Origin of the sequence: Pseudoblastomonas aquimaris, assembly GCF_035481675.1 — a bacterium.
Lineage (GTDB): Bacteria > Pseudomonadota > Alphaproteobacteria > Sphingomonadales > Sphingomonadaceae > Alteriqipengyuania_B.
The window spans coordinates 212,850-233,568 of the sequence record NZ_JAYJJW010000001.1; the positions used below are offsets into that span (position 1 = coordinate 212,850).

The 20,719-nt window shown below is 65.6% G+C and carries 15 protein-coding genes; 10 read left to right on the forward strand and 5 right to left on the reverse strand.

The features are described 5' to 3' along the window. Positions 1–76: 76 nt before the first annotated feature. The gene (gene dapA, locus VCJ71_RS01080) at positions 77–958 is read left to right on the forward strand and encodes a 4-hydroxy-tetrahydrodipicolinate synthase (RefSeq protein WP_324638479.1); all 882 of its coding nucleotides are present in this window, start codon (positions 77–79) and stop codon (positions 956–958) included. 328 nt (positions 959–1,286) lie between these two features. Here the strand turns inward: dapA and VCJ71_RS01085 are convergent, their stop codons facing one another. Continuing rightward, positions 1,287–3,239 carry an alpha/beta hydrolase family protein gene (locus VCJ71_RS01085; protein ID WP_324638480.1) on the reverse strand — a complete coding sequence of 651 codons (1,953 nt, stop codon included), beginning with the start codon at positions 3,237–3,239 and terminating at the stop codon, positions 1,287–1,289. A gap of 105 nt (positions 3,240–3,344) precedes the next feature. On the opposite strand from VCJ71_RS01085, the gene smpB reads away from it, so the two are divergent. From smpB to alaS, 9 genes are all read left to right on the forward strand, one after another. Next, on the forward strand, positions 3,345–3,827 hold the full coding sequence (smpB, locus tag VCJ71_RS01090) for an SsrA-binding protein SmpB (RefSeq protein WP_324638481.1): 483 nt from the start codon (positions 3,345–3,347) through the stop codon (positions 3,825–3,827). 133 nt (positions 3,828–3,960) lie between these two features. Next, positions 3,961–4,554: a DUF2062 domain-containing protein gene (locus tag VCJ71_RS01095; RefSeq protein WP_324638482.1), complete on the forward strand. Its 594-nt coding sequence runs from the start codon at positions 3,961–3,963 to the stop codon at positions 4,552–4,554. After that, positions 4,551–6,983 (forward strand): hybrid sensor histidine kinase/response regulator, encoded by a 2,433-nt coding sequence (locus tag VCJ71_RS01100; RefSeq protein WP_324638483.1) that lies wholly within the window; start codon positions 4,551–4,553, stop codon positions 6,981–6,983. The genes VCJ71_RS01095 and VCJ71_RS01100 overlap by 4 nt, the downstream gene beginning before the upstream one ends. Before the next feature lie 61 nt (positions 6,984–7,044). After that, positions 7,045–8,526 (forward strand): DUF4139 domain-containing protein, encoded by a 1,482-nt coding sequence (locus VCJ71_RS01105; protein ID WP_324638484.1) that lies wholly within the window; start codon positions 7,045–7,047, stop codon positions 8,524–8,526. A gap of 11 nt (positions 8,527–8,537) precedes the next feature. Then, a complete protein-coding gene (locus VCJ71_RS01110) occupies positions 8,538–10,196 on the forward strand; it encodes a DUF4139 domain-containing protein (protein ID WP_324638485.1) in 1,659 nt (552 codons plus the stop codon). A 114-nt stretch (positions 10,197–10,310) separates the two neighbouring features. Beyond that, complete coding sequence (recA, locus tag VCJ71_RS01115; protein ID WP_324638486.1) at positions 10,311–11,372, forward strand: recombinase RecA; 1,062 nt, start codon at positions 10,311–10,313, stop codon at positions 11,370–11,372. A gap of 206 nt (positions 11,373–11,578) precedes the next feature. After that, a complete protein-coding gene (locus VCJ71_RS01120; RefSeq protein ID WP_324638487.1) occupies positions 11,579–12,205 on the forward strand; it encodes a glutathione S-transferase family protein in 627 nt (208 codons plus the stop codon). Between the two features lie 27 nt (positions 12,206–12,232). After that, positions 12,233–13,057 (forward strand): class I SAM-dependent methyltransferase, encoded by an 825-nt coding sequence (locus VCJ71_RS01125; RefSeq protein ID WP_324638488.1) that lies wholly within the window; start codon positions 12,233–12,235, stop codon positions 13,055–13,057. Between the two features lie 86 nt (positions 13,058–13,143). Beyond that, on the forward strand, positions 13,144–15,804 hold the full coding sequence (alaS, locus tag VCJ71_RS01130) for an alanine--tRNA ligase (RefSeq protein ID WP_324638489.1): 2,661 nt from the start codon (positions 13,144–13,146) through the stop codon (positions 15,802–15,804). A 16-nt stretch (positions 15,805–15,820) separates the two neighbouring features. Here the strand turns inward: alaS and VCJ71_RS01135 are convergent, their stop codons facing one another. The 4 genes from VCJ71_RS01135 to VCJ71_RS01150 are packed head-to-tail and all read right to left on the reverse strand — an operon-like array spanning position 15,821 to position 20,717. After that, complete coding sequence (locus VCJ71_RS01135) at positions 15,821–15,988, reverse strand: hypothetical protein (RefSeq protein ID WP_290134850.1); 168 nt, start codon at positions 15,986–15,988, stop codon at positions 15,821–15,823. 50 nt (positions 15,989–16,038) lie between these two features. Next, positions 16,039–17,802 (reverse strand): cation:proton antiporter domain-containing protein, encoded by a 1,764-nt coding sequence (locus VCJ71_RS01140; RefSeq protein ID WP_324638490.1) that lies wholly within the window; start codon positions 17,800–17,802, stop codon positions 16,039–16,041. A gap of 46 nt (positions 17,803–17,848) precedes the next feature. Further along, positions 17,849–19,477 (reverse strand): carbon-nitrogen hydrolase family protein, encoded by a 1,629-nt coding sequence (locus VCJ71_RS01145; RefSeq protein ID WP_324638492.1) that lies wholly within the window; start codon positions 19,475–19,477, stop codon positions 17,849–17,851. Between the two features lie 25 nt (positions 19,478–19,502). Then, positions 19,503–20,717, reverse strand: a complete 1,215-nt coding sequence (locus tag VCJ71_RS01150) for an NADP-dependent isocitrate dehydrogenase (protein ID WP_324638493.1) — start codon at positions 20,715–20,717, stop codon at positions 19,503–19,505. Positions 20,718–20,719: the final 2 nt, after the last annotated feature.

Here is a 20,719-nt window from a genome sequence, read left to right on the forward strand (position 1 = left end):
GGCGGCTCCTTATCACGCGCTGAACGGTCGCCGGCGGCGACTGCCATTCGATACTCTCAACGCAGGATCAGCGTAAATGTTCTCCGGCTCGATACCCGCCCTGACGACTCCTTTTCGCGGCGGAGCGTTCGACGAAGCCGCCTTCCGCCGCCTCGTCGACTGGCAGATCGAAAGCGGCAGCAAGGGGCTCGTCCCCTGCGGCACGACGGGTGAGGCCTCGACCTTGTCGAATGCCGAGCACCACCGGGTGATCGAGGTCTGCATCGAACAGGCCGCAGGGCGCGTCCCGGTGATCGCCGGCTGCGGCAGCAACGATACCCGCAACGCGTTGCTGCATATGCAGTTTGCGAAGAAGGCGGGCGCGGCCGCGGGCCTGTGCGTCGCGCCCTATTACAACCGGCCGAGCCAGACCGGGCTGATCGCGCATTTCAGCCACCTGGCGGAAAATTCCGACCTGCCGATCGTGCTCTATAACGTGCCCGCGCGCACGGTTACCGACCTGGAGGACGAGACAGTGGTGGAGCTCGTCTCAAAGTATCCCGATCGGATCGTGGCGATCAAGGATGCGAGCGGCGACCTGTCGCGCGTGGCCGATCACCGGATGGGCCTGGACCACGACTTCTGCCAGCTGTCCGGCAACGACGAGCTATGGCTGCCGCACAGCGCGGCGGGCGGGGCGGGGTGCATTTCGGTGACCGCCAACGTCGCTCCGGCCCTGTGCGCCGAATTCCACGAGGCGATCGCCGCCAACGACCTCGTCAAGGCGCGCGAGCTCAACGACCGGCTGTTCCCGCTGCACTACGCCATGTTCTCCGACGCGAGCCCCGCACCGGTGAAGTACGCGCTGACCCGCGTCATGGAGGGCTTCACAGACGAAGTCCGCCTGCCGCTGTGCCCGGCAAGCGACGCCGCGCGCAAGGCCGTGGACGAGGCGCTGGAGCACGCCGGACTGGTTTAGGGCCAGGACCCATTACTGGCACGGGCGTGGCGGCAAGATGACGAAGATATCGGACGAAACTGCGTGCAGCGAAGGCTGGATGCCTTAGCAAACGCGGTTTTGTTCGAGATCGAAGTCATCTTGCCGTCCTTCGGATTGGGTCAATTGGCCCCTGTGCGGCGTCACGGAAGCTTGAAAATGCCACGGCATTTCCCGCGCTCCCGTTCCTTGCACACCGCTTTGCTGGGGCCAATTGCTCCCAACTACGCTCCGCGCCAGTAATGGGTCCTGACCCTAAAGGCCGACAAGCCGGGTCGCCGCCATTCGGCAACCCGGCTCGCTTCGGCGATCAGTCCGCCGGGTTGTGCTTTTCGACGAAGCGTACCGTTTCTTCCAGCATCTTGAGACGCGTGGCTGACAGCGAGAGCCAATGGTCCTCGCCGTCCAGCTCGACCAGCTCGTACGGCTTGCCCGCGCTGCGCAGCGCGTCGGCCATGATCGTGCTCTGGCGGTACGGCACCACCGTATCGTCGCGCCCGTGGATCAGCATGATCGGCGCATCGGCCTGCGCGGCCAGCTTGCGAGGCGAGATCGAGTCGAGCTCGTCCTTCGGCCCCATCTTTTCGATCCAATATTCGACCAGTTCCTTGCTGCCGGTCTCGCGGCGTTCCTGGTCGACCATGGAGGCAAGGTCGCTGACCCCGGCAACCGCCACGGCGCAGCGATAGACGCCCTGTTCCACCGTTACGCCGGCGAGCGCCGCGTAGCCGCCGTAACTGGCGCCGACGATGCAGGCGCGTTCCGGATTGACGATACCGTCTGCGGCAAGAGCCATCATGCCGTCGGTAATGTCGGTCTGCATCTTGCGGCCCCATTCGCCGTTGCCGGCATCCACGAAGGCCTTGTCACGATTGGTCGAGCCGCGGAAGTTGGGCTGGAACACGGCATAACCGCGCGATGCCAGCGCCTGCGCCCACCAATCGAACTGCTCGTAATCGTGCGAGGCGGGGCCGCCGTGCGGCAGCATGACGACAGGCAGGTTCTTCGCCTCGATCCCCGGCGGCAGGGTCAGGATGCCTTCCAGCTCCAGCCCGTCCGCGGCGGTGTATTCGTACGTCGAGACCGCACCGACGAAGCGCGGGCCGATCTGCGGGCGTTCGCGGCCGATGACCTGCGCGCCCTTGGCGACGGTGTCGAGCAGGTACCACGTCCCGCTATCGGCATTGCCGCCGGTGGTCACGAGCACCTTGGACAGGTCGGGCGTCCATTGCGCGATCGAACCGTTCTGCGCGTCGAAGCCCTGATAGATGTTGCGGACCTCGGTCTCCCAGGCCTCGTCGAAGAACACCGGCTTGCGCTCGTTATTTTCGGTCCGATAGCCGACGATGCGGCCATCCCACGGGTTACGGTAAGTGGCTTCGATATCCTCGCCCGCGAACATTTCCTGCGGCGTGCCGCCAGTCAGCGGGACCGCGTAGTATTTGATCGTTTCGACATCGTCGTCGATGAAGGTGTAATAGATCACGCCGCTACCGTCCTGCGAGAAGGCAGTCAGGCCGGCGCTTCCGTCCGGCGTCGTGCCGCTCGCAAGCTCGGTGCCGTTGGCGGTTTTCAACGACCAGCGGTCCGTGGCATACTCGTAATCCATCGTGACCGAAATCTCGCCGCGCCCGTCGATAAGGTAACGGCGACCTTCGCCGCGGCTACGCCCGGCATCCACCCGCTTGGTCGATCCGGACTCCAGATCGACCCGGTAAAGCGTGCGCGGTGCGCCATTATAGAAGTAGGACCCGCCCTGGTTCCGCTCCATCGGCATACCACCGTAGAAGCCGTACCACTTGCCGCCGATCTGGCGCACGCCATAGTTCCCCTGCACCGCATTCATGATCTCGCGTTCGTCCGCAAACACGGTGCGGACCGGTTTGCCGGGATCGACAGGTACGATCATGATATTGGCGAATTCGGCCTGGCTGGCGATGTAGCGGTCACCCAACTCCTGCGTATCCGAGCGCGTGACGAGCACCATGTCGTCGCCCGCCCAGTCGATGCCGCGCACCTTGATGTCGCCCACCTTGAGCATGTTCAACGGCTTCAATTCGGGATCCAGCATCAGCACGACGCGGTCCCCGTTCACCGTCGCCAGCATCGCGATCCGGCCCGAAGGCGAAAGCGCGGCGTCCTGCAATGCGGGCAACTCGCCATAGGCGGAAATCGGCGGTGCGTCCGGCAACGCTTGCGCCAGCGCGGGCGTGGATACGGCAACGGCCATCGCGCCAAGCGCGGCGTAAATAAAACGATTCATTCTGGTATGCTCCCCTTCGTCCGCGACGAATATTGCGCAGATTTGTGACAGTCGCAAGTCGTTGCGGTTGCCGATGCCCGCCGGAGCCACTAAGTCGCGCGGCCTATGGCGCGTCCGACCCCCAAGACTTTCGACAAGCAGAAGATCGTCGCCGAAAACCGGCGTGCGAAATTCGACTACGCGATCGAGGATACGTTCGAGGCCGGGCTGCAATTGCAGGGCACCGAAGTAAAGGCGCTGCGCGCAGGCGAAGGCAATATTGCCGAAAGCTATGCCGAGGTGCGCGGCGGGGAAGCGTGGCTGGTCAACGCCAACATCCCGGAATTCAGCCACGGGAACCGCCACAACCACACGCCCACCCGCCCGCGCAAGCTGCTGCTCCATGCGCGCGAGATCGAGCGGATGGTCGGCGCGGTGGAGCGCAAGGGCTTCACGCTGGTGCCGTTGTCGATCTACTTCAACGCGCGCGGCCGGGCGAAGGTGGAACTGGCGCTCGCCAAGGGGCGCCAGACGAAGGACAAGCGCGATTACATCAAGGATCGCGACTGGCAGCGGGACAAGGCGCGGATTATGCGCGAACGCGGCTGACCCGCGCGACGGGTTCCGCCGCCGTCATTCAGCGTACCGACACGCATGCCGCGCCTAGTGTCGCACTGCCGCAAGAATTGTCCGTCATCGCCCTTGCACGGACCCGCCCGCACCCCATAAGCGATTGAGCACGATGACCCGCAAACGCTCCAAGGATAAAGTCGCACGGTGGATCGGCGCCCGCATGCCGACGCGCGAGGAGATGGCGCGGAACAAGTATCTCAAACCCATCGCGCACCGTTTCTTGAGCCCGGAACTGTGGCGCTTCACCCGCCGCAGCGTGCCGCGAGGGGTGGCGCTGGGCCTGTTCTGCGGCTTCATCATTCCTATCGGCCAGATTTTCCTCGCCGCGTTCCTCGCCCTGCCGGCGCGCGCCAACGTGCCGATCTCCGCGCTTGTCACGTTCGTCACCAACCCGTTCACCTTCCCGTTCTGGGCGTGGGTGGCCAACCGGCTCGGCGACTTCATGCTGGGCATCGACCGGTCGGTCGGATCCGGCGTGATTCAGGAGCAGATGCAGACCGAGGGCTGGCGCAGCTACCAGGGCGTGTTCGCCGCTGTGGGCGAGACGGTGTTCGGTTTCGTCATCCTCGCCATCGTGACGTCGGCCGTCGGCTATTTCCTGTCCAAGTGGTTCTGGCGCTGGAAAGTGGGCCGCCGCCGCACGAAGCGCTTGCGGGCGATGGAACGGCGCATGGAAGAACGGCTCGAGGCGCAGAAGGGATGAACAGCGCCGCCCTGATCGACCTGACAACGCAGAAGCCGCGCGTCCTCCATATCGCCCTTGCAACGGCGGTCGTGCTGACGGCGGCGCTGCTGTGGCTGGCGACGCGCTCGCCGGTGGTCGCAATCGCCTATCTGGGCGGGGCGACGGTGCTGGGGCTGGGCGCCATGGCGGCCCTGTCGCGGCGCGCACCGGTGGCGGCGGAAAGCTTTGCCGCGCCCGACTGGTCTGTCACGGTCGCCGCGCTCGACCGGCCCGACTGCGCCGTCGCGATTACCGACCGCGCCAACCGGCTCGCCTGCGCCAACGAGGCTTATCGCGACTGGTTCACCGCCTCCACCGGCCCCGCCGCGCTGGCCCTTCCGGCAGGCGCTGCCGGCGAGATTGCGCGGCTCCAGCGCCTCGCCTGGCGTGACGGTCATGCCGCTGGGCGGATCGAACGCGGCGGGGAAGTCTTTGCCGTCGAACTGAAACGCGCAGGCCGGGCGGACGATCACCTCGTCTGGTGGTTCTCCCCGCTGACAAAGTCGGACATGGCCGCCGATCTTGCGGGCCGGATCGCGGGCCAACTCGGCGCGATGCTCTCGGCCGCGGGGATCGAAGCGGCACTGGTCGGGCCGGAAGGGCGCATCAAGGCCGCCGCGCGGGGCTTTGCCCGCCGCGCCGTGGGCGACGAGGCGGCCACCATGGCGGGCGAGGATTACGCCGCCCACCTGCGTACCGACGCCCGCGAGCGCATCTATTTCGCGCGCGAGGCGAAGCGCGGTGCGCCGCAGGTCCTGCTGCAGGTGCCGCTGGCGGAACCGGGCAGCGATAGCGCGGCTGCGCAGTCGTTGATGCTGCTGGTGGATGCCGGCGTCGGGCTCGGCGCGTCGGCCAATGCGGACGTCGCCGGCGGCGCACCGCAATTGCAGAATTTGCTGGAGGCGCTGCCGCTCGGTCTCGCCATGGCGAACCGCGACGGGCGGTTCCTATTCGCCAACCCCGCCTTCCGCCGGGCGATCCGCCTGGGCGACGCGTCGCTGCCGCCGTACCCTTCCGACCTCGTGGTGCGGGAAGACAAGCCCGCGCTCGCCGATGCGGTGCGCCGCTTCGCGCAAGGCAGCGCCAGCAACGGCGACATGGCGATCCGCCTGAAGGACGAGCCCGACGAGCCGGTCAGCATCGGCCTTGCCGGGGTGCGCGGCATGGGGGAGGCGGCGGTGCTGCTCAGCCTGGCCGACTCCACCGAGGAAACGCGCCTGCGCCGCCAGGTGATGCAGGCAACCAAGATGCAGGCCGTCGGCCAGCTGGCAGGGGGCGTCGCGCATGATTTCAACAACGTGCTCACCGCCATTATCGGCTATTGCGACCTCATGCTGCTGCGCCACACGCCGGGCGACAGCGATTATGACGACATCCAGCAGATCCGCGCCAATTCCAACCGCGCCGCCAGCCTGACGCGCCAGCTGCTCGCCTTCAGCCGCCAGCAGACGCTGCGGCCCGAAGTGCTCCAGCTGCCCGACGTGGTGAGCGAGGTCAGCCAGCTGCTGAAGCGGCTGATGGGCGACAAGATCAAGTTCCGCGTCCACCACGACCGCGACCTCGGCGCCATTCGCGCCGATCCGCAGCAGCTGGAGCAGGTCATCGTCAACCTCGCCGTCAACGGCCGCGATGCGATGCTGGAAAACGGCGGGTCGGGCCGGCTGACGCTCGCCACCCGCAAGGTGCCGGCGAGCGAAATCCGCCGGATGAAGAGCGAGATCATCCCCACCGCCGACTACACCTCGCTGATCGTGGAGGACACGGGCGGCGGCATTCCGAAGGATGTGCTCGGCAAGATTTTCGAACCGTTCTTCACGACGAAGGAGCAGGGCAAGGGAACCGGCCTCGGCCTCTCCACCGTCTACGGCATCGTCAAGCAATCGGGTGGCTTCATCTTCGCCAGCAACGTGCGGGCGAAGGAAGGCTCGCCCGCAGGAGCGCGCTTCACGCTTTATTTCCCCGTCCACCACGGCGCTGCAGAAGCGCCCAAGCCGGACAACCTTGCCCCGGTCGAGGTAGAGGACGAGGCGAGCGAATTCACCGGCGGCGGCCGCATCCTGCTGGTGGAGGACGAGGACATGGTCCGCGCCGTCGCCAGCCGCGCGCTCGAACGACAGGGCTATGAAGTCGTGCTGGCAAGCGACGGCGACATGGGACTGGAAGCGATGGCGGAAAACCCCGCTTTCGACCTCGTCGTCACCGATGTCGTCATGCCGGGCATGGACGGCCCGGCGATGGCCCGCGAAATCCGCAAGCAGTGGCCGGACATGCCGGTCCTGTTCATGTCGGGCTATGCAGAGGAACAGCTGCGCGCCGACATCGACATTGCCGACATGCACTTCATCGCCAAGCCTTTCAGCGTCTCCGCCATCGCCGACAAGGTGGCGGCCGTCCTCAAGCGCAAATGACTGGACATGTTTCCGCAATAGCGGTTGGTTAGGCCCGTCCTGGTATTTGGGGAGGGCCGCGATGAAATTCCGCAAGCTGGTGAAATCGGGTCTTGGCGCGCTGGCGCTGGTATCGGCAGGCGCGGCGGCGCAGGATCCCGACTCGACCGCACAGGGCGACGTGTCCGTCACCATCTACAACGGCGACCTCGCCGTGGTGCAGGACCTGCGCAGCCTCGACATCGCTTCGGGCCGCAGCACCATCGCCTTTCCCGACGTGTCTGCCCGCATCCGCCCTGAAACATTGAGCTTCGTGGCCGACGGCGCCGGCATCGTGGAGCAAAACTTCGATTTCGACCTCCTCACCCCGACCAAGCTGATGGAGAAAGCCATCGGCCAGACGGTGACGCTGGTGCGCACCAATCCCGCAACCGGCGCCGAAACGCGCGAGCGGGCGGAGGTCCTGTCAAGCGCAGGTGGCGTGGTGGTCCGCATCGGCGACCGGATCGAGGTGCTGCGCGACGATGGCCTGCCCACCCGCGTCGTCTTCGACGAGGTGCCGCCCAATTTGCGTGCGCGGCCGACCCTTTCGGTCACGGTCGAAAGCGCCCGCGCCGGACGCCGCCCCGCGGCCATACGGTATCTCACCCCCGGCCTCGGCTGGAGCGCGGACTATGTCGCCCTGTTCGACGACCAGCGCGGTACGATCGACATGCAGGGCTGGGTCACGCTTACCAACACCACTGGCACCACCTTCCATTCCGCCGACACGCTGCTGGTGGCCGGCAACCCGAACAACCGCGGATCGCGGCGCAGCGGCAATCCCGGCATGGTCCGCCCCGGCACGCAGACCGCGGAGCGGGAGCGGCTGGGCGATTTCTACTTATACCCGCTGGCCGAGCGGACCACGATCGCCAACGCCCAGACCAAGCAGGTCGGCTTCCTCGACGCGACGGCAATCCCTGCCAACAAGCAATACGCGCGGATGGTCGGCTGGCTGGATACCGACCGCCAGCCGCAGCCAGTCGACAGCCGCATCCAGTTCAACACCTCGCGCGATGGCGGGCTGGGCGACGCGCTGCCGGCGGGCACGATCCGTTTCTACCAGCGCGACAGCCAGGGCAACCCGCAGTTCATCGGCGAAAACGACATCGGCCACACGCCGATGGGCAGCCTGCTGCAGCTCGACACCGGCACCGCCTTCGATGTCTATGTCCAGGCCGAGGTGGAAGACCGCGAGAAGATCGACAGCGGGGAATGGCGCCGCGCTGCCCAGTACAAGGTCTTTCGCGACGGCGAGGAATTCGAACGCGTCGATGTCGAAATGCCGATCGAATACTGGCAGACGACCATGCGCTACACCCTCACCAACGCGCGGAGCGAGCCGGTGACGGTGCAGCTGGTGCAGGACGGGCTGGGCGGCGGAAACTTCTGGCGCGACTGGCGGCTGGTCAGCGAGGACGTGCCGGGCGAGCAGGCCAATGCCGAGCGCCGCGTGTGGCAGGTGACCGTGCCCGCCAATGGCGAGCGGGTGGTGCGCGCGACTTTCCAGACCCGTTACTGAGGGGCGGGACGATGCGCCCCGTAGCGCTCTTCCTCGCAGCAACCATGCTCGCCGCGCTTCCGACCGCCGCGCAGGAGGCGGTGGAGGAGAGGATAATCGTCGAGGCATCCCCGCCGCAGGGTGTTGCCGTGACGATCTACCGCGATCCGTATCGGGGCGAGGGCGGGCAGATGAACGCCCGCTTCCCGCGCGGCTTCGGCATGATCAGCGAAACGCGCACCGTCACCCTGCCTGCCGGGCGCTCCACGATCCGCTTCGAAGGCGTGGCGGAAGGCATGGTGGCGGTAAGCGCCATCGTTACCGGGTTGCCGGGCGGCACGATCGAGAAGAACCGCAACGCCGACCTGCTCAGCCCCGCCGCGCTGGTCGACGGCACGCTCGGCAACCAGGTCACCATCACCCGCACAAATCCCGCCACCGGCGAAGCGGTGAGCGAGCCTGCCACTGTGCGTACCCGCGCGGACGGCGGGCTGGTGCTGGAAACGGAGGAAGGCTTCACCGCCGTGCGCTGTTCCGGCGTGCCGGAGCGGCTGACGTTCAACCGCGTGCCCGACGGCCTGTCCGCCCAGCCGGTCTATTCGGTCGACACGTTCAGCGAGACCGGCGGCATTTACACCGTGCAGCTCAGCTACTTGTCCAGCGGCTTCGACTGGCAGGCGCACTACGTCGGTACGCTCAGCGCCACGGACGAGAGGATGCGACTGGTTTCGTGGCTGACGGTGCTCAACACCAACGGGCAGAGCTTTCCCGACGCGGAGATGCTGGTCGTCGCCGGCGGGCTCAGCGTGACGAGCGATTTCCGCCGGATGTCGCAGCCGCCGCAGAGCCGCCCGCTGCGGCTGGAATGCTATCCCATCGGCAGCACGGCGCGCGGATCGCCTGTTCCGTATTACGGGCCAGTTGCCCTAGCGGTGCCGCCACCACCGCCACCGCCACCGCCTGTCGTGGCCGCCGCTTTCGAAGCTGATTCGATTATCGTGACCGGTTCGTCAATGAAGCGTTCGTTCGAAGATGCGACCGTGGGATTGTCGGTCGTCGCGCAGGAAGAGGAGCTGGGCGACCTCAAGCTGTTTCGCGTTCCGGTGCCGGTCAATGTGGCGGCCAGCGGGATCAAGCAGGTCGCCTTCCTGCAGCAGGACGCGGTCGCCGCATCGCTGCTCTATCTCGCCGATTGCAGGCCGAACGACGATTTCGACGACGATACGGACGAGGGCGATTACGACCCGCTTGGCATGTTGCTGAAAGGCAAGAACGACCTCGAGAACGGTCTCGGCCAGGCGCTTCCGATGGGAGAGCTGAGCCTGTTCGAACCATCGGACTTCGGACCGCAGCTGGTCGCCCAGCTGGACCTGCGCGACTTCGCGCGCGGGCAGGATATCGAACTGGAACTGGGTGAAAGCGCGCAGGTCCAGGGCACATGCGGCTATCGCGGCGACGATGTTCCCTACGATAGGCCGGGCAAGTGGACACGGATGCGCGGGGAAATTGCGAACGCCAATCCCCATCCCGTGCGTATCCGCATCCGCCTCGCCGACACGCCGGACCTGCAGGTGCGCTGGCCGGACGGGACGGACTTCGTGAAGGACGGCTACCGTGTCGCGGAGGTGACGGTGCCCGCCAACGCCACCCGCCGCTACGACTGGCGCGTGCGCGACCGCTCGGGTCGGTAGGATACTTCCTACAAATATTTTCGTTCCACTCTTGTTCTTTTGGAACAAAGCGAATACATCGCTCATATGTTGAAGGCCTGCCACAGGGGGTAGGCAACTGACGGAGGCGATGTCATGGCTGCCAATCTCAAGCTTGTGGAAGGTAAGGAAACCAACGTGGACCGTCAGAAGGCACTCGATGCCGCACTCGCACAGATAGACCGCGCATTCGGCAAGGGCTCGGCGATGAAGCTGGGCTCCAAGGAAGCGATGAACGTCGAATCGATTTCGACCGGTTCGCTCGGCCTCGATATTGCGCTTGGCATCGGCGGCCTGCCGAAAGGCCGCGTGATCGAGGTCTACGGGCCGGAAAGCTCCGGCAAGACCACGCTGGCGCTGCATGTCATCGCCGAAGCGCAGAAGGCCGGCGGCACGGCGGCTTTCGTGGATGCGGAACACGCGCTCGACCCCGTCTATGCCAAGAAGCTGGGCGTCGACATCGACGAACTGATCGTCTCGCAGCCCGACACGGGCGAGCAGGCGCTGGAAATCACCGACACGCTGGTGCGTTCGAACGCGATCGACGTGCTCGTGGTGGACTCAGTCGCCGCGCTGGTCCCGCGGGCGGAAATCGAAGGCGAGATGGGCGACAGCCACGTCGGCCTGCAGGCGCGCCTGATGTCGCAATCGCTGCGCAAGCTGACCGGATCGATCAACCGCAGCAAGTGCATGGTGATCTTCATCAACCAGCTGCGCATGAAGATCGGCGTGATGTACGGCAACCCGGAAACCACGACCGGCGGCAACGCGCTGAAGTTCTACGCGTCCGTCCGCCTCGACATCCGCCGCACCGGCCAGATCAAGGACCGCGACGAGATCATCGGCAATTCGACCCGTGTGAAAGTGGTCAAGAACAAGGTGGCTCCGCCGTTCAAGCAGGTCGAATTCGACATCATGTACGGCAAGGGTATCTCGAAGACCGGCGAAATCCTCGATCTCGGCGTGAAGGCCGGCATCGTCGAAAAGTCGGGCAGCTGGTTCAGCTACGACAGCGTCCGCATCGGCCAGGGGCGCGAGAATTCGAAGACCTATCTCGACGAAAACCCCGAAGTTCGCGACAAGTTGGAAGCCGCCATCCGCGGTAAGACCGACGAGGTCGCCGAAGAGATGATGACCGGTCCTGACGCGGAGGACTGAGCTCGCTCTCTTCAAGCGGAGCCGACCCTCTCTTTTACCGATGGCTCCGGATAAACGGGAAGCCGGCGCGCGCGATCTTTCGCCGCGCCGGCTTTTCGTTTGGCGGTGCGGCGCGATGTTATTCCTTCCGCGCACATCGTGCCAGCCTCGGCCCTTTGATAATTGTCAAATACTGCCATAGAGGGTGCGCAACGGGAGGGAATATTTTGCCGATACTGGTCCATCACCTGAACAACAGCCGCTCGCAGCGCATTCTGTGGCTGCTCGAGGAACTGGGCGCGGAATACGACATCGCGCATTACCAGCGCGACGCGACGACCAATCTGGCCCCGCCCGAACTCGCTGCGGCAACGCCGCTTGGCAAGTCGCCGGTCATCGAGGACGACGGCCGCACCGTCACCGAAAGCGGCGCGATCATCCAGTACCTGTGCGAACGCCACGGCGGCGAAAGCTGGCTCCCCGATCCCGCTTCGGACGACCACGTATCGTGCCTGGAATGGCTGCAGTTCGGCGAAAGCTCCTTCTTCGTGCCCGTCATGCTCAAGATCATGGCCGGGCGCCTGGGCCAAGGGGCAGCTCCCGCCATGCCGCGCATCGAACAGCAGCTAGGCGCCCACATCGCCTACATGGCCGAACGCCTCGGCGACCGCGACCATTTCGTCGGTGACGACTGGACTGCCGCCGACGTCATGATGAGCTTCCCCGCCGAAATCGCCGTGATGCAGGGCTACGCAGAAAAGCATCCCAACCTTGCCGCCTATGTGGAACGTGTCCACGCCCGCCCGGCCTGGCAGCGCGCGCGCGAACGCGGCGGGGCCTATTTCGGCTGGTAGTCACTGCATGGCACGGGGTGACAAGCGATGACCGCGGGGGCGGACTGGCGCGGCCGGGTGGGGCGCAGCTGGGCGGAGCATTGGCAGCGCACCGACCGCAGCTTCGGCACGCTGACCGAGCGGCTGCTCCACTACACCCGCGCGCTCAATTTCATGAACGTGCTCGACGTGGGTTGCGGTGCTGGCGAGGTTTCGGTCGCGCTCGCCAGGAGCCACGGTCACGCCCGTATCCAGGGCATTGACCTGTCAGAGGACCTGATCGAGGTCGCGCAGTCCCGCGGTGAGCGTTACGCCAACCTGTCATTCAGCGCCATGGACGCGGCGCGCTGGGAAGACCCGACGATGACGCCCGACCTCTTGGTCTCGCGGCACGGGGTGATGTTCTTCGCCAATCCGACACGGGCGTTCAACCACCTGCTGAACCACGCGGCGCCCGGGGCTGCGCTGGTCTTCACCTGCTTCCGCGCGCGCAGCGAAAACCACTGGGCGACCGAGCTCGACCGGCTGGTCGGCAACGAGCCCGGCCCGGCCTCCATCCGCGAGCCCGGCCCCTTCGCTTTCGGCAACCGCGAGGAGGTGGAGCGTATGCTGCTGGAGGCAGGATGGAGCGAACCGCAATTCGAGCCGTTCGACTACGCCATGGTCGCGGGATCGGGCGAAAATCCGGTCGAGGAAGCGCGCGCCTATTTCCTGCGCATCGGCCCGGCGGCCGGCGCCATTGCCGAACTGTCGGGCGCAGAGCACAGCGATGCCGTTGCACGGCTGGAGCAGATGCTGCGCTACCACGAGGTCGACGGGCTGGTCGCGATGGGCGCGGCCGCGTGGATCGTCACGGCCCGCAAACCGCTCTGACCCGGGCGCCACAGCGCCGCGAAATCGCTTCGCCGCGTGCATCATTCGCCTTGTCGCTGCGGCATCGATGACCTAATTCGCCAGCCATGCAATCGACCAACGACATTCGTGCGAGCTTCCTCGACTATTTCGCCGGCCGCGGCCATCGCAAGGTGCCGTCTGCGCCGCTGGTGCCGTACAACGATCCGACGCTGATGTTCGTCAACGCCGGTATGGTGCCGTTCAAGAACATCTTCACCGGCCTTGAAACCCCGCCCGCGCCGACGGCGACCAGCAGCCAGAAGTGCGTTCGCGCCGGGGGCAAGCATAACGATCTCGACAATGTCGGCTACACTGCGCGGCATCACACATTCTTCGAGATGCTCGGCAATTTCAGCTTCGGCGACTATTTCAAGGAAGAGGCGATCCTTGCGGCCTGGACGCTGCTGACGAAAGAGTGGGGCCTCGACGCCGGACGCCTGACCGCCACGATCTATCACAACGACGACGAGGCGTTCGACCTGTGGCGCAAGATTTCCGGACTGCCGGAAGACCGCATCATCCGCATCGCTACCGCCGACAACTTCTGGTCGATGGGCGACACCGGCCCGTGCGGCCCGTGCAGCGAGATCTTCTACGATCACGGCGATCATATCCCCGGCGGTCCTCCCGGCAGCCCGGACGAGGATGGCGACCGCTTCATCGAGATCTGGAACCTCGTCTTCATGCAGTTTGACCAGGCGGCGGACGGCACGCGCACCCCGCTGCCCAAGCCCAGCATCGATACCGGCATGGGCCTCGAACGCATCGCCGCGGTGATGCAGGGCGTGCACGACAATTACGACATCGACCTGTTCCGCGACCTTATCTCCGCGAGCGAGGAGCTGACCGGGGGGAAGGCGGAAGGTGAGCGTACGGCAAGCCATCGCGTCATCGCGGACCATTTGCGCTCGACCGGCTTCCTGATTGCCGACGGTGTGCTGCCCTCCAATGAAGGCCGCGGCTATGTCCTCCGCCGCATCATGCGCCGCGCGATGCGCCATGCGCACTTGCTCGGCGCCGACCAGCCGCTGATGCACCGGCTCGTGCCCACGCTGGTCAGCGAAATGGGGCAGGCGTTTCCGGAATTGCAGCGCGGCCAGGCGCTGATCGAGGAAACGCTGGAGCGCGAGGAAACGCAGTTCCGCCGCACGCTGGACAAGGGGCTGGGCCTGCTTGCCGAAGCGACCGGCGCGATGGGCGAAGGCGACGAGCTGCCTGGCGAAACCGCTTTCAAGCTCTACGACACCTACGGCTTTCCCTATGACCTCACCGAAGATGCACTGCGGGCACGCGGTATCGGCGTCGACCGCGACGGCTTCGATGCCGCGATGGCGCAGCAGAAGGCCGCTGCGCGCGCCGCGTGGAAAGGCAGCGGGCAGGCCGGCGACGACGAATTGTGGTTCGACATCGCCGAGCGCGAAGGCGGGACCGAGTTCACCGGCTACACCGCGACCAGCGGCGAAGGCCGGGTGGTCGCGATCGTCAGGGACGGCAGCGAAGTGGAACAGGCGGACGCGGGCGAGGACATCGTCCTGCTGACCAACCAGACGCCGTTCTACGGCGAGAGCGGGGGCCAGACGGGGGACGCCGGCACGATCTCGCAGGCCGATGGCCTTCGCATTGCGGTGACCGACACGGGCAAGCCGCTGGGCCGGCTGCACGCGCATCATGCCACGGTAGAGGCGGGAACGGTCAAGGTCGGCGACACGGTGCACATGGACGTGGATGTCGAGCGGCGCGACGCCATCCGCGCCAACCATTCCGCCACGCACCTGGTGCATGCGGCGCTCCGCCATAGGCTCGGCGAGCACGTGACGCAGAAGGGTTCGCTGGTCGCGGCCGAACGCCTGCGGTTCGACTTTTCGCACCCCAAGCCGCTGTCGGCCGAGGACATCGCTGCCATCGAGGCGGACGTCAACGAGCAGATCCGCGCCAACGAGACCGTCTCGACGCGGCTGATGAGCCCGGACGATGCGGTCAACGCCGGCGCACTTGCGCTGTTCGGCGAGAAGTATGGCGATGAAGTGCGCGTCCTCTCGATGGGCAGGCCCGGTGGGGACGGGCGCAATTACTCCGTCGAGCTATGCGGCGGCACCCACGTCCGCGCGACGGGCGACATCGCCCTGTTCCGCATCGTATCCGAAAGCGCGGTCAGCTCGGGCGTGCGCAGGATCGAGGCGCTGACGGGCGATGCCGCGCGGCGCTGGCTGGTCGCGCGCGAGGAAACGCTGAAGGACGTGGCGGGCACTCTCAAGACGAGCCCCGACGAAGTCGAGGCCCGTGTGAAAGCGCTGGTCGACGAACGCCGCCAGCTGGAACGCGAACTGGCCGAGGCACGCAAGCAGCTGGCGCTGGGCGGCGGCGGCGCGAACACCGGTCCCGCAGACGAGGAGATCGGCGGCGTGACCTTTACCGGCCAGGTTCTGGAAGGATTGAACCCCAAGGACCTGCGCGGCCTGCTGGACGAGGCGAAGAAGCGCATCGGTTCGGGGATCGCGGCAATCGCTGCGGTGAACGAAGGGCGCGCGGCCTTTGCCGTGGCTGTCACCGACGACCTCACCGACCGTTTCGACGCCGTGAAACTGGTTCGCTCCGGGGTCGAGGCGCTGGGCGGGAAAGGCGGCGGAGGCCGTGCCGACATGGCCCAGGGCGGCGGCCCCGACGGAGCCAAGGCAGAAGAGGCCCTGAACGCAGTACGGGCCGCGCTGGAAGCGCGGCCCGCCTGATTGCTATCGAATCCGCTTAGGTGCGGTTCATGCTCTTGCGCTGAAGGTGGTGTTCCGCCCCGCGCGAGGCGTCGACGCCGGTGCTGTTGTCGGGGCCGCCCTGGCGGTATTCGTCCTGCACGTTCTTGGGCGCGAATTTTTCCGAATTCGAGACCGGCTTGGTCGGGTCTTCCTGCTTGCTCATGTTTCGTCTCCTTCTGCCCCAATCAACGGGCCGGAAACGAAAAAGGTCCCCTATTCCGCGCTGCTGGTGCGCAGCTTCGGCTTGCGGTCGAGCTTGCCGCCGGCCTGGATGACCGCGCGGAATTCGTCGCGCTTTTCGTGGATGGAGGCGATCACGGGGCCCATCGCAACGCCCAGGTCCACCAATACGGCCTCGGACAGCTGGAGCGAGCTTTCCAGCGTTTCGGGAACCGCGTGGCTCGCCCCGCTGCGGTAAAGCTGGCCTGCGTGCTCGGCATCCCGGGCGCGGGCGATGATCGGCAGGTCGGGATAGGTTGCGCGCAGCTTGCGCGTCAGCCGCTGCGCCAGCACCGGCTCATCCATCGTCAGGATGACGGCAGGGGCGCGATCCGCTCCCAGCCGGTCCAGCACATCGGCGCGCGAGGCGTTGCCGAACACGGCGCGGTAGCCGCTCTGGCGCGCCTGCGTGACCTGGTCGGCATCGAAATCGATCGCGACATAGGGCTTGCCGTGGACCTTGAGCATGTCCGCGATCAACTGGCCCACGCGCCCGCTGCCGACGATGATCGTGGTGGGCTCGTCCGGGTCGTCCACCACCTCTTCCAGCATCGGTCGCCGCTCGACCCGCACCGCGATCTTGCGCCCGAACATGGCGAGCAGCGGCGTGATGGTGAGGCCGATGGCGGTGACGATCTGCCAGAACTGCGCGGTGCCCGGCTGGATCAGCATGGCGCTGGTGGCGGCAGAGAGCACGATCAGCGTGGTTTCCGAAGGGCTCGACATCAGGATGCCGGTTTCGGTCGCGGTGCTGCGCCGCGCGCCCATCATCCGCAGCAGGATGCCGGTGACGAAGGCCTTGAGGGACAGCACGCCGACGACCGCGATGGCGATCGGCACTGCGTTGTCGGCAATAGTGGTGATGTCGATGCCCATGCCCACAGTGATGAGGAAGATGCCGAGCGCTAGGCCCTTGAACGGCTCGATGATGCCTTCGACCTCGGTGTGATATTCGGTCTCCGCGATCAGCAGGCCGGCAAGCAGCGCGCCGACGATGGGGGAAAGGCCGACCGCCGCCGTCGCCAGGCTCGCGCCGATAACCACCAGCAGGCTGGCCGCGAGGAACAGTTCGGGGCTCTTGGTGCGCGCGGCCTGGGCGAACAACACCGGCAGGGCGAAACGCCCGATTACCAGCATGCCTAGGACCACGCCGCCGCCGATCAGCAGCGTCTCAGTAAACCCTTCCAGCCCTTCCGTTTCCGCAAAGGGCGCCATCGCGCCGAGGAGGAAGATGATCGGGACGATCGCGATATCCTCGAACAATAGCATCGACAGCGCGGCGCGGCCGACGGGAGTCGATGTGCCCGCGATGGGCAGGCACAGCGCGGTGCTGGACAGGGCCAGCGCAAGGCCCAGCGCCAGCGCCCCGGTCCAGTACTGGCCCATTGTGGAGAGGATCAGCATGAGGAACAGGGCGCTGAAAATCAGCTCCATCGCGCCGAGGCCGAAGACCATTCGTCGCAATTGCCACAAGCGGTTGAACGACAGTTCGAGCCCGATTGCGAAGAGCAGGAGGATGATGCCGAATTCCGCAAAGGGCTCCAGCCTTTCGGGATCGGTTATCGTGATCCATGTGAGCCACGGATACTCGAACACGTATTTGCCGAGGCCATAGGGCCCGACCAGCAGGCCGATCAGGATGAAGCCGATGATGGGCGTGACGCGGAACCGGGCGAAAACGGGGATGACGATCCCCGCCGCGCCGAGAATCACCAGCGTGTCCGAAAGTACCGGAGAGATTTCGAGTTCGCCCGCCATGGGCCCACCCTATACCGGGGCGGCGGGTGAAATCACCTGCTAATGCTCAGCCGCCGCCGGGCGTGTGCGGACCGCGCGGGGCGGGGCCGTCAAGCTCGGGCATCGACTTGTCCAAATCGCGCTTGCCGACACGCTTGTCCCATTCGATCTGGTAGAGGTCGAACCGGCGGTCGTTGAGGTTGCGCACCGTGCCTTCCGCACGCGCCCAGCTGAGGTCCGCCAGGTTCACGTCGCTGATGGTCAGCGTTTCCACGTTCTCGCTCGATTCGGCGGCGATCCCGTCGCGTGCGAAAGGGAAGTCGCACGGCGTCAGGATGCAGCTTTGCGCATACTGGATATCCATGTTCGCGACGTTCGGCAGGTTGCCGACATTGCCGCTGAGGACAACGTAGCACTGGTTCTCGATCGCCCGGGCCTGCCCGCAATAGCGCACGCGAAGATAGCCCTGCCGGCTGTCGGTGCAGAAGGGGACGAAGATGATTCGCGCGCCCTCGTCGGCCAGGCGGCGTGCGAGCTCGGGAAATTCGCTGTCGTAGCAGATGAGCACGCCGATGGGTCCGCAGTCGGTGGGGATCGCATCGATACTGTCGCCGCCCTTGATGTTCCACCAATAGGCCTCGTTCGGCGTGGGGTGGATCTTCTCCTGCTCGTGGATCGATCCGTCGCGCAGACACACCATGGCGACGTTGTGGATGTCGCCGTCCTCCATCCGCGTGGGATGGCTGCCGCCGATGATGTTGATGTTGTACTTGAGCGCCATCTCGCTCAGCGCCTTGCGGATGCGCGGCGTGTAGCCGGACAGCTTCTCGATCGCCTCGAGCGGGGAGAGCTCGCTCTCCTCGAAACTCAGCAGCATCAGCGTGAAGAGTTCGGGAAAGACTATAAAGTCCGCCTCGTAATCCGCTGCAACGTCGACGAAATATTCCACGTTGCGCATGAATTCGTCGTAGTCCGCCACGGCGCGCGCCTGCAGCTGGCAGGTGGCGATCCGCACCGCCTCCACATCGCGTGGAAGACGGTGGGTCTTGGGCTGGTCGGCATCGACATAGGGATTGCGCCAGACCATGTGGACGGCGAACGCCTTGGACTGCTTGTCCTCCGGCAGGTAGCTCGAAAGCACCCCGACCGGCTCGAACCCGTTGGCCAGCTGGAAGCGCAACACGGGATCGTGGATCTTGTTGTCGACCACCAGCTGGAGATATTCCTCCGGCGTTTCGGCCCGGTTGGTCTTGCGCCGCATCGCCTTGGAGAGGCCGGGCATGCGGCCGCCAAAGACGATCCCGTTCAGCTCCAGCCGCTCTGCCAGCGCGCGGCGTTCCTCGTACAGGCGCCGCCCGATGCGGGTGCCGCGCGTCTTGGGATCGACGCACATCTCGTAGCCGTAGAGCCACTCGCCGGTCGGGTTGTGCCGGCTGCCGAAGCCATTGCCGGTGATCTCGTCCCAGGTGTGCGGTTTCAGGGCCACGTCGCCGCCGATCCGCATCGTGGCGCAATAGCCCACCAGCTTACCGTCCAATTTGGCGACGAAGCAGCCTTCGGCATAGTTGTTGATCTGCCCGCGGATTTCGCCGTGGGTGTAGGCGGGCAGTTCCTCGTAAGCGCGCCGGACGAGGTCCGCGATCGCGCGAACATCGCCCAGCTTAGCCTGCCGGACTTCCAGTCTTGCCTGAGTCATGCGGAACCTGCCGCCGGGTACGCGATCAGGCCGCCATTTCCTTTTCGAGGTTCTCGACGATCTTTTCGAAGAACTGCTCGGTGGTCAGCCAGTTTTGGCCGGGGCCGATCAGGAGGGCGAGGTCCTTCGTCATGTCCCCGTCTTCCACGGTCTTGATGCAGACCTGTTCCAGCGTCTCGGCGAATTTCACGACTTCGGGCGTGCCGTCGAACTTGCCGCGATACATCAGGCCGCGCGTCCAGGCGAAGATGCTGGCGATGGGGTTGGTGCTCGTCGCCTTGCCTTCCTGGTGCTGGCGATAGTGGCGGGTGACAGTGCCGTGCGCGGCTTCCGCTTCCACGGTCTTGCCGTCGGGCGTCATCAGCACGGAGGTCATCAGGCCGAGGCTGCCGAAGCCCTGCGCCACAGTGTCGGACTGCACGTCGCCATCGTAATTCTTGCAGGCCCACACGAACTTGCCGTTCCACTTGAGGGCGGATGCGACCATGTCGTCGATCAGGCGGTGTTCGTAAGTGATGCCGGCTTCGGCGAACTTGTCCTTGAATTCATTGTCGAACACTTCCTGGAACAGGTCCTTGAAGCGGCCATCGTACTTCTTGAGGATGGTGTTCTTGGTGCTGAGATACACCGGCCAGCCGCGATCAAGGCCGTAATTCATCGAAGCGCGCGCGAAGTCGCGGATCGAATCGTCGAGGTTGTACATCGCCATGGCGACGCCGCTGGACTGGAATTCATAGACGTCGAGGTCGATTTTCTCGCCATCTTCGCCTTCGAAGACGAGGCGCAGCTTGCCGGCGCCCGGGATCAGCGTGTCCTTGGCGCGGTACTGGTCACCGAAGGCGTGGCGGCCGACGACGATGGGATCGGTCCAGCCGGGGACGAGGCGCGGCACGTTGTCGATCACGATCGGCTCGCGGAAGACCACCCCGCCCAGGATGTTGCGGATCGTGCCGTTGGGCGAGACCCACATTTTCTTGAGATCGAATTCCTCGACCCGCTGCTCGTCCGGCGTGATCGTGGCGCATTTCACGCCGACGCCGTGTTCCTTGATGGCGTTGGCAGCATCGACGGTGATCTGGTCGTCCGTCTCGTCGCGCTTCTGGATCGACAGGTCGTAATACTTCAGGTCGACATCGAGATAGGGCAGGATCAGGCGTTCGCGGATCCACTGCCAGATGATGCGGGTCATTTCGTCGCCATCGAGTTCGACGATCGGGTTCTTAACCTGGATTTTTGCCATGT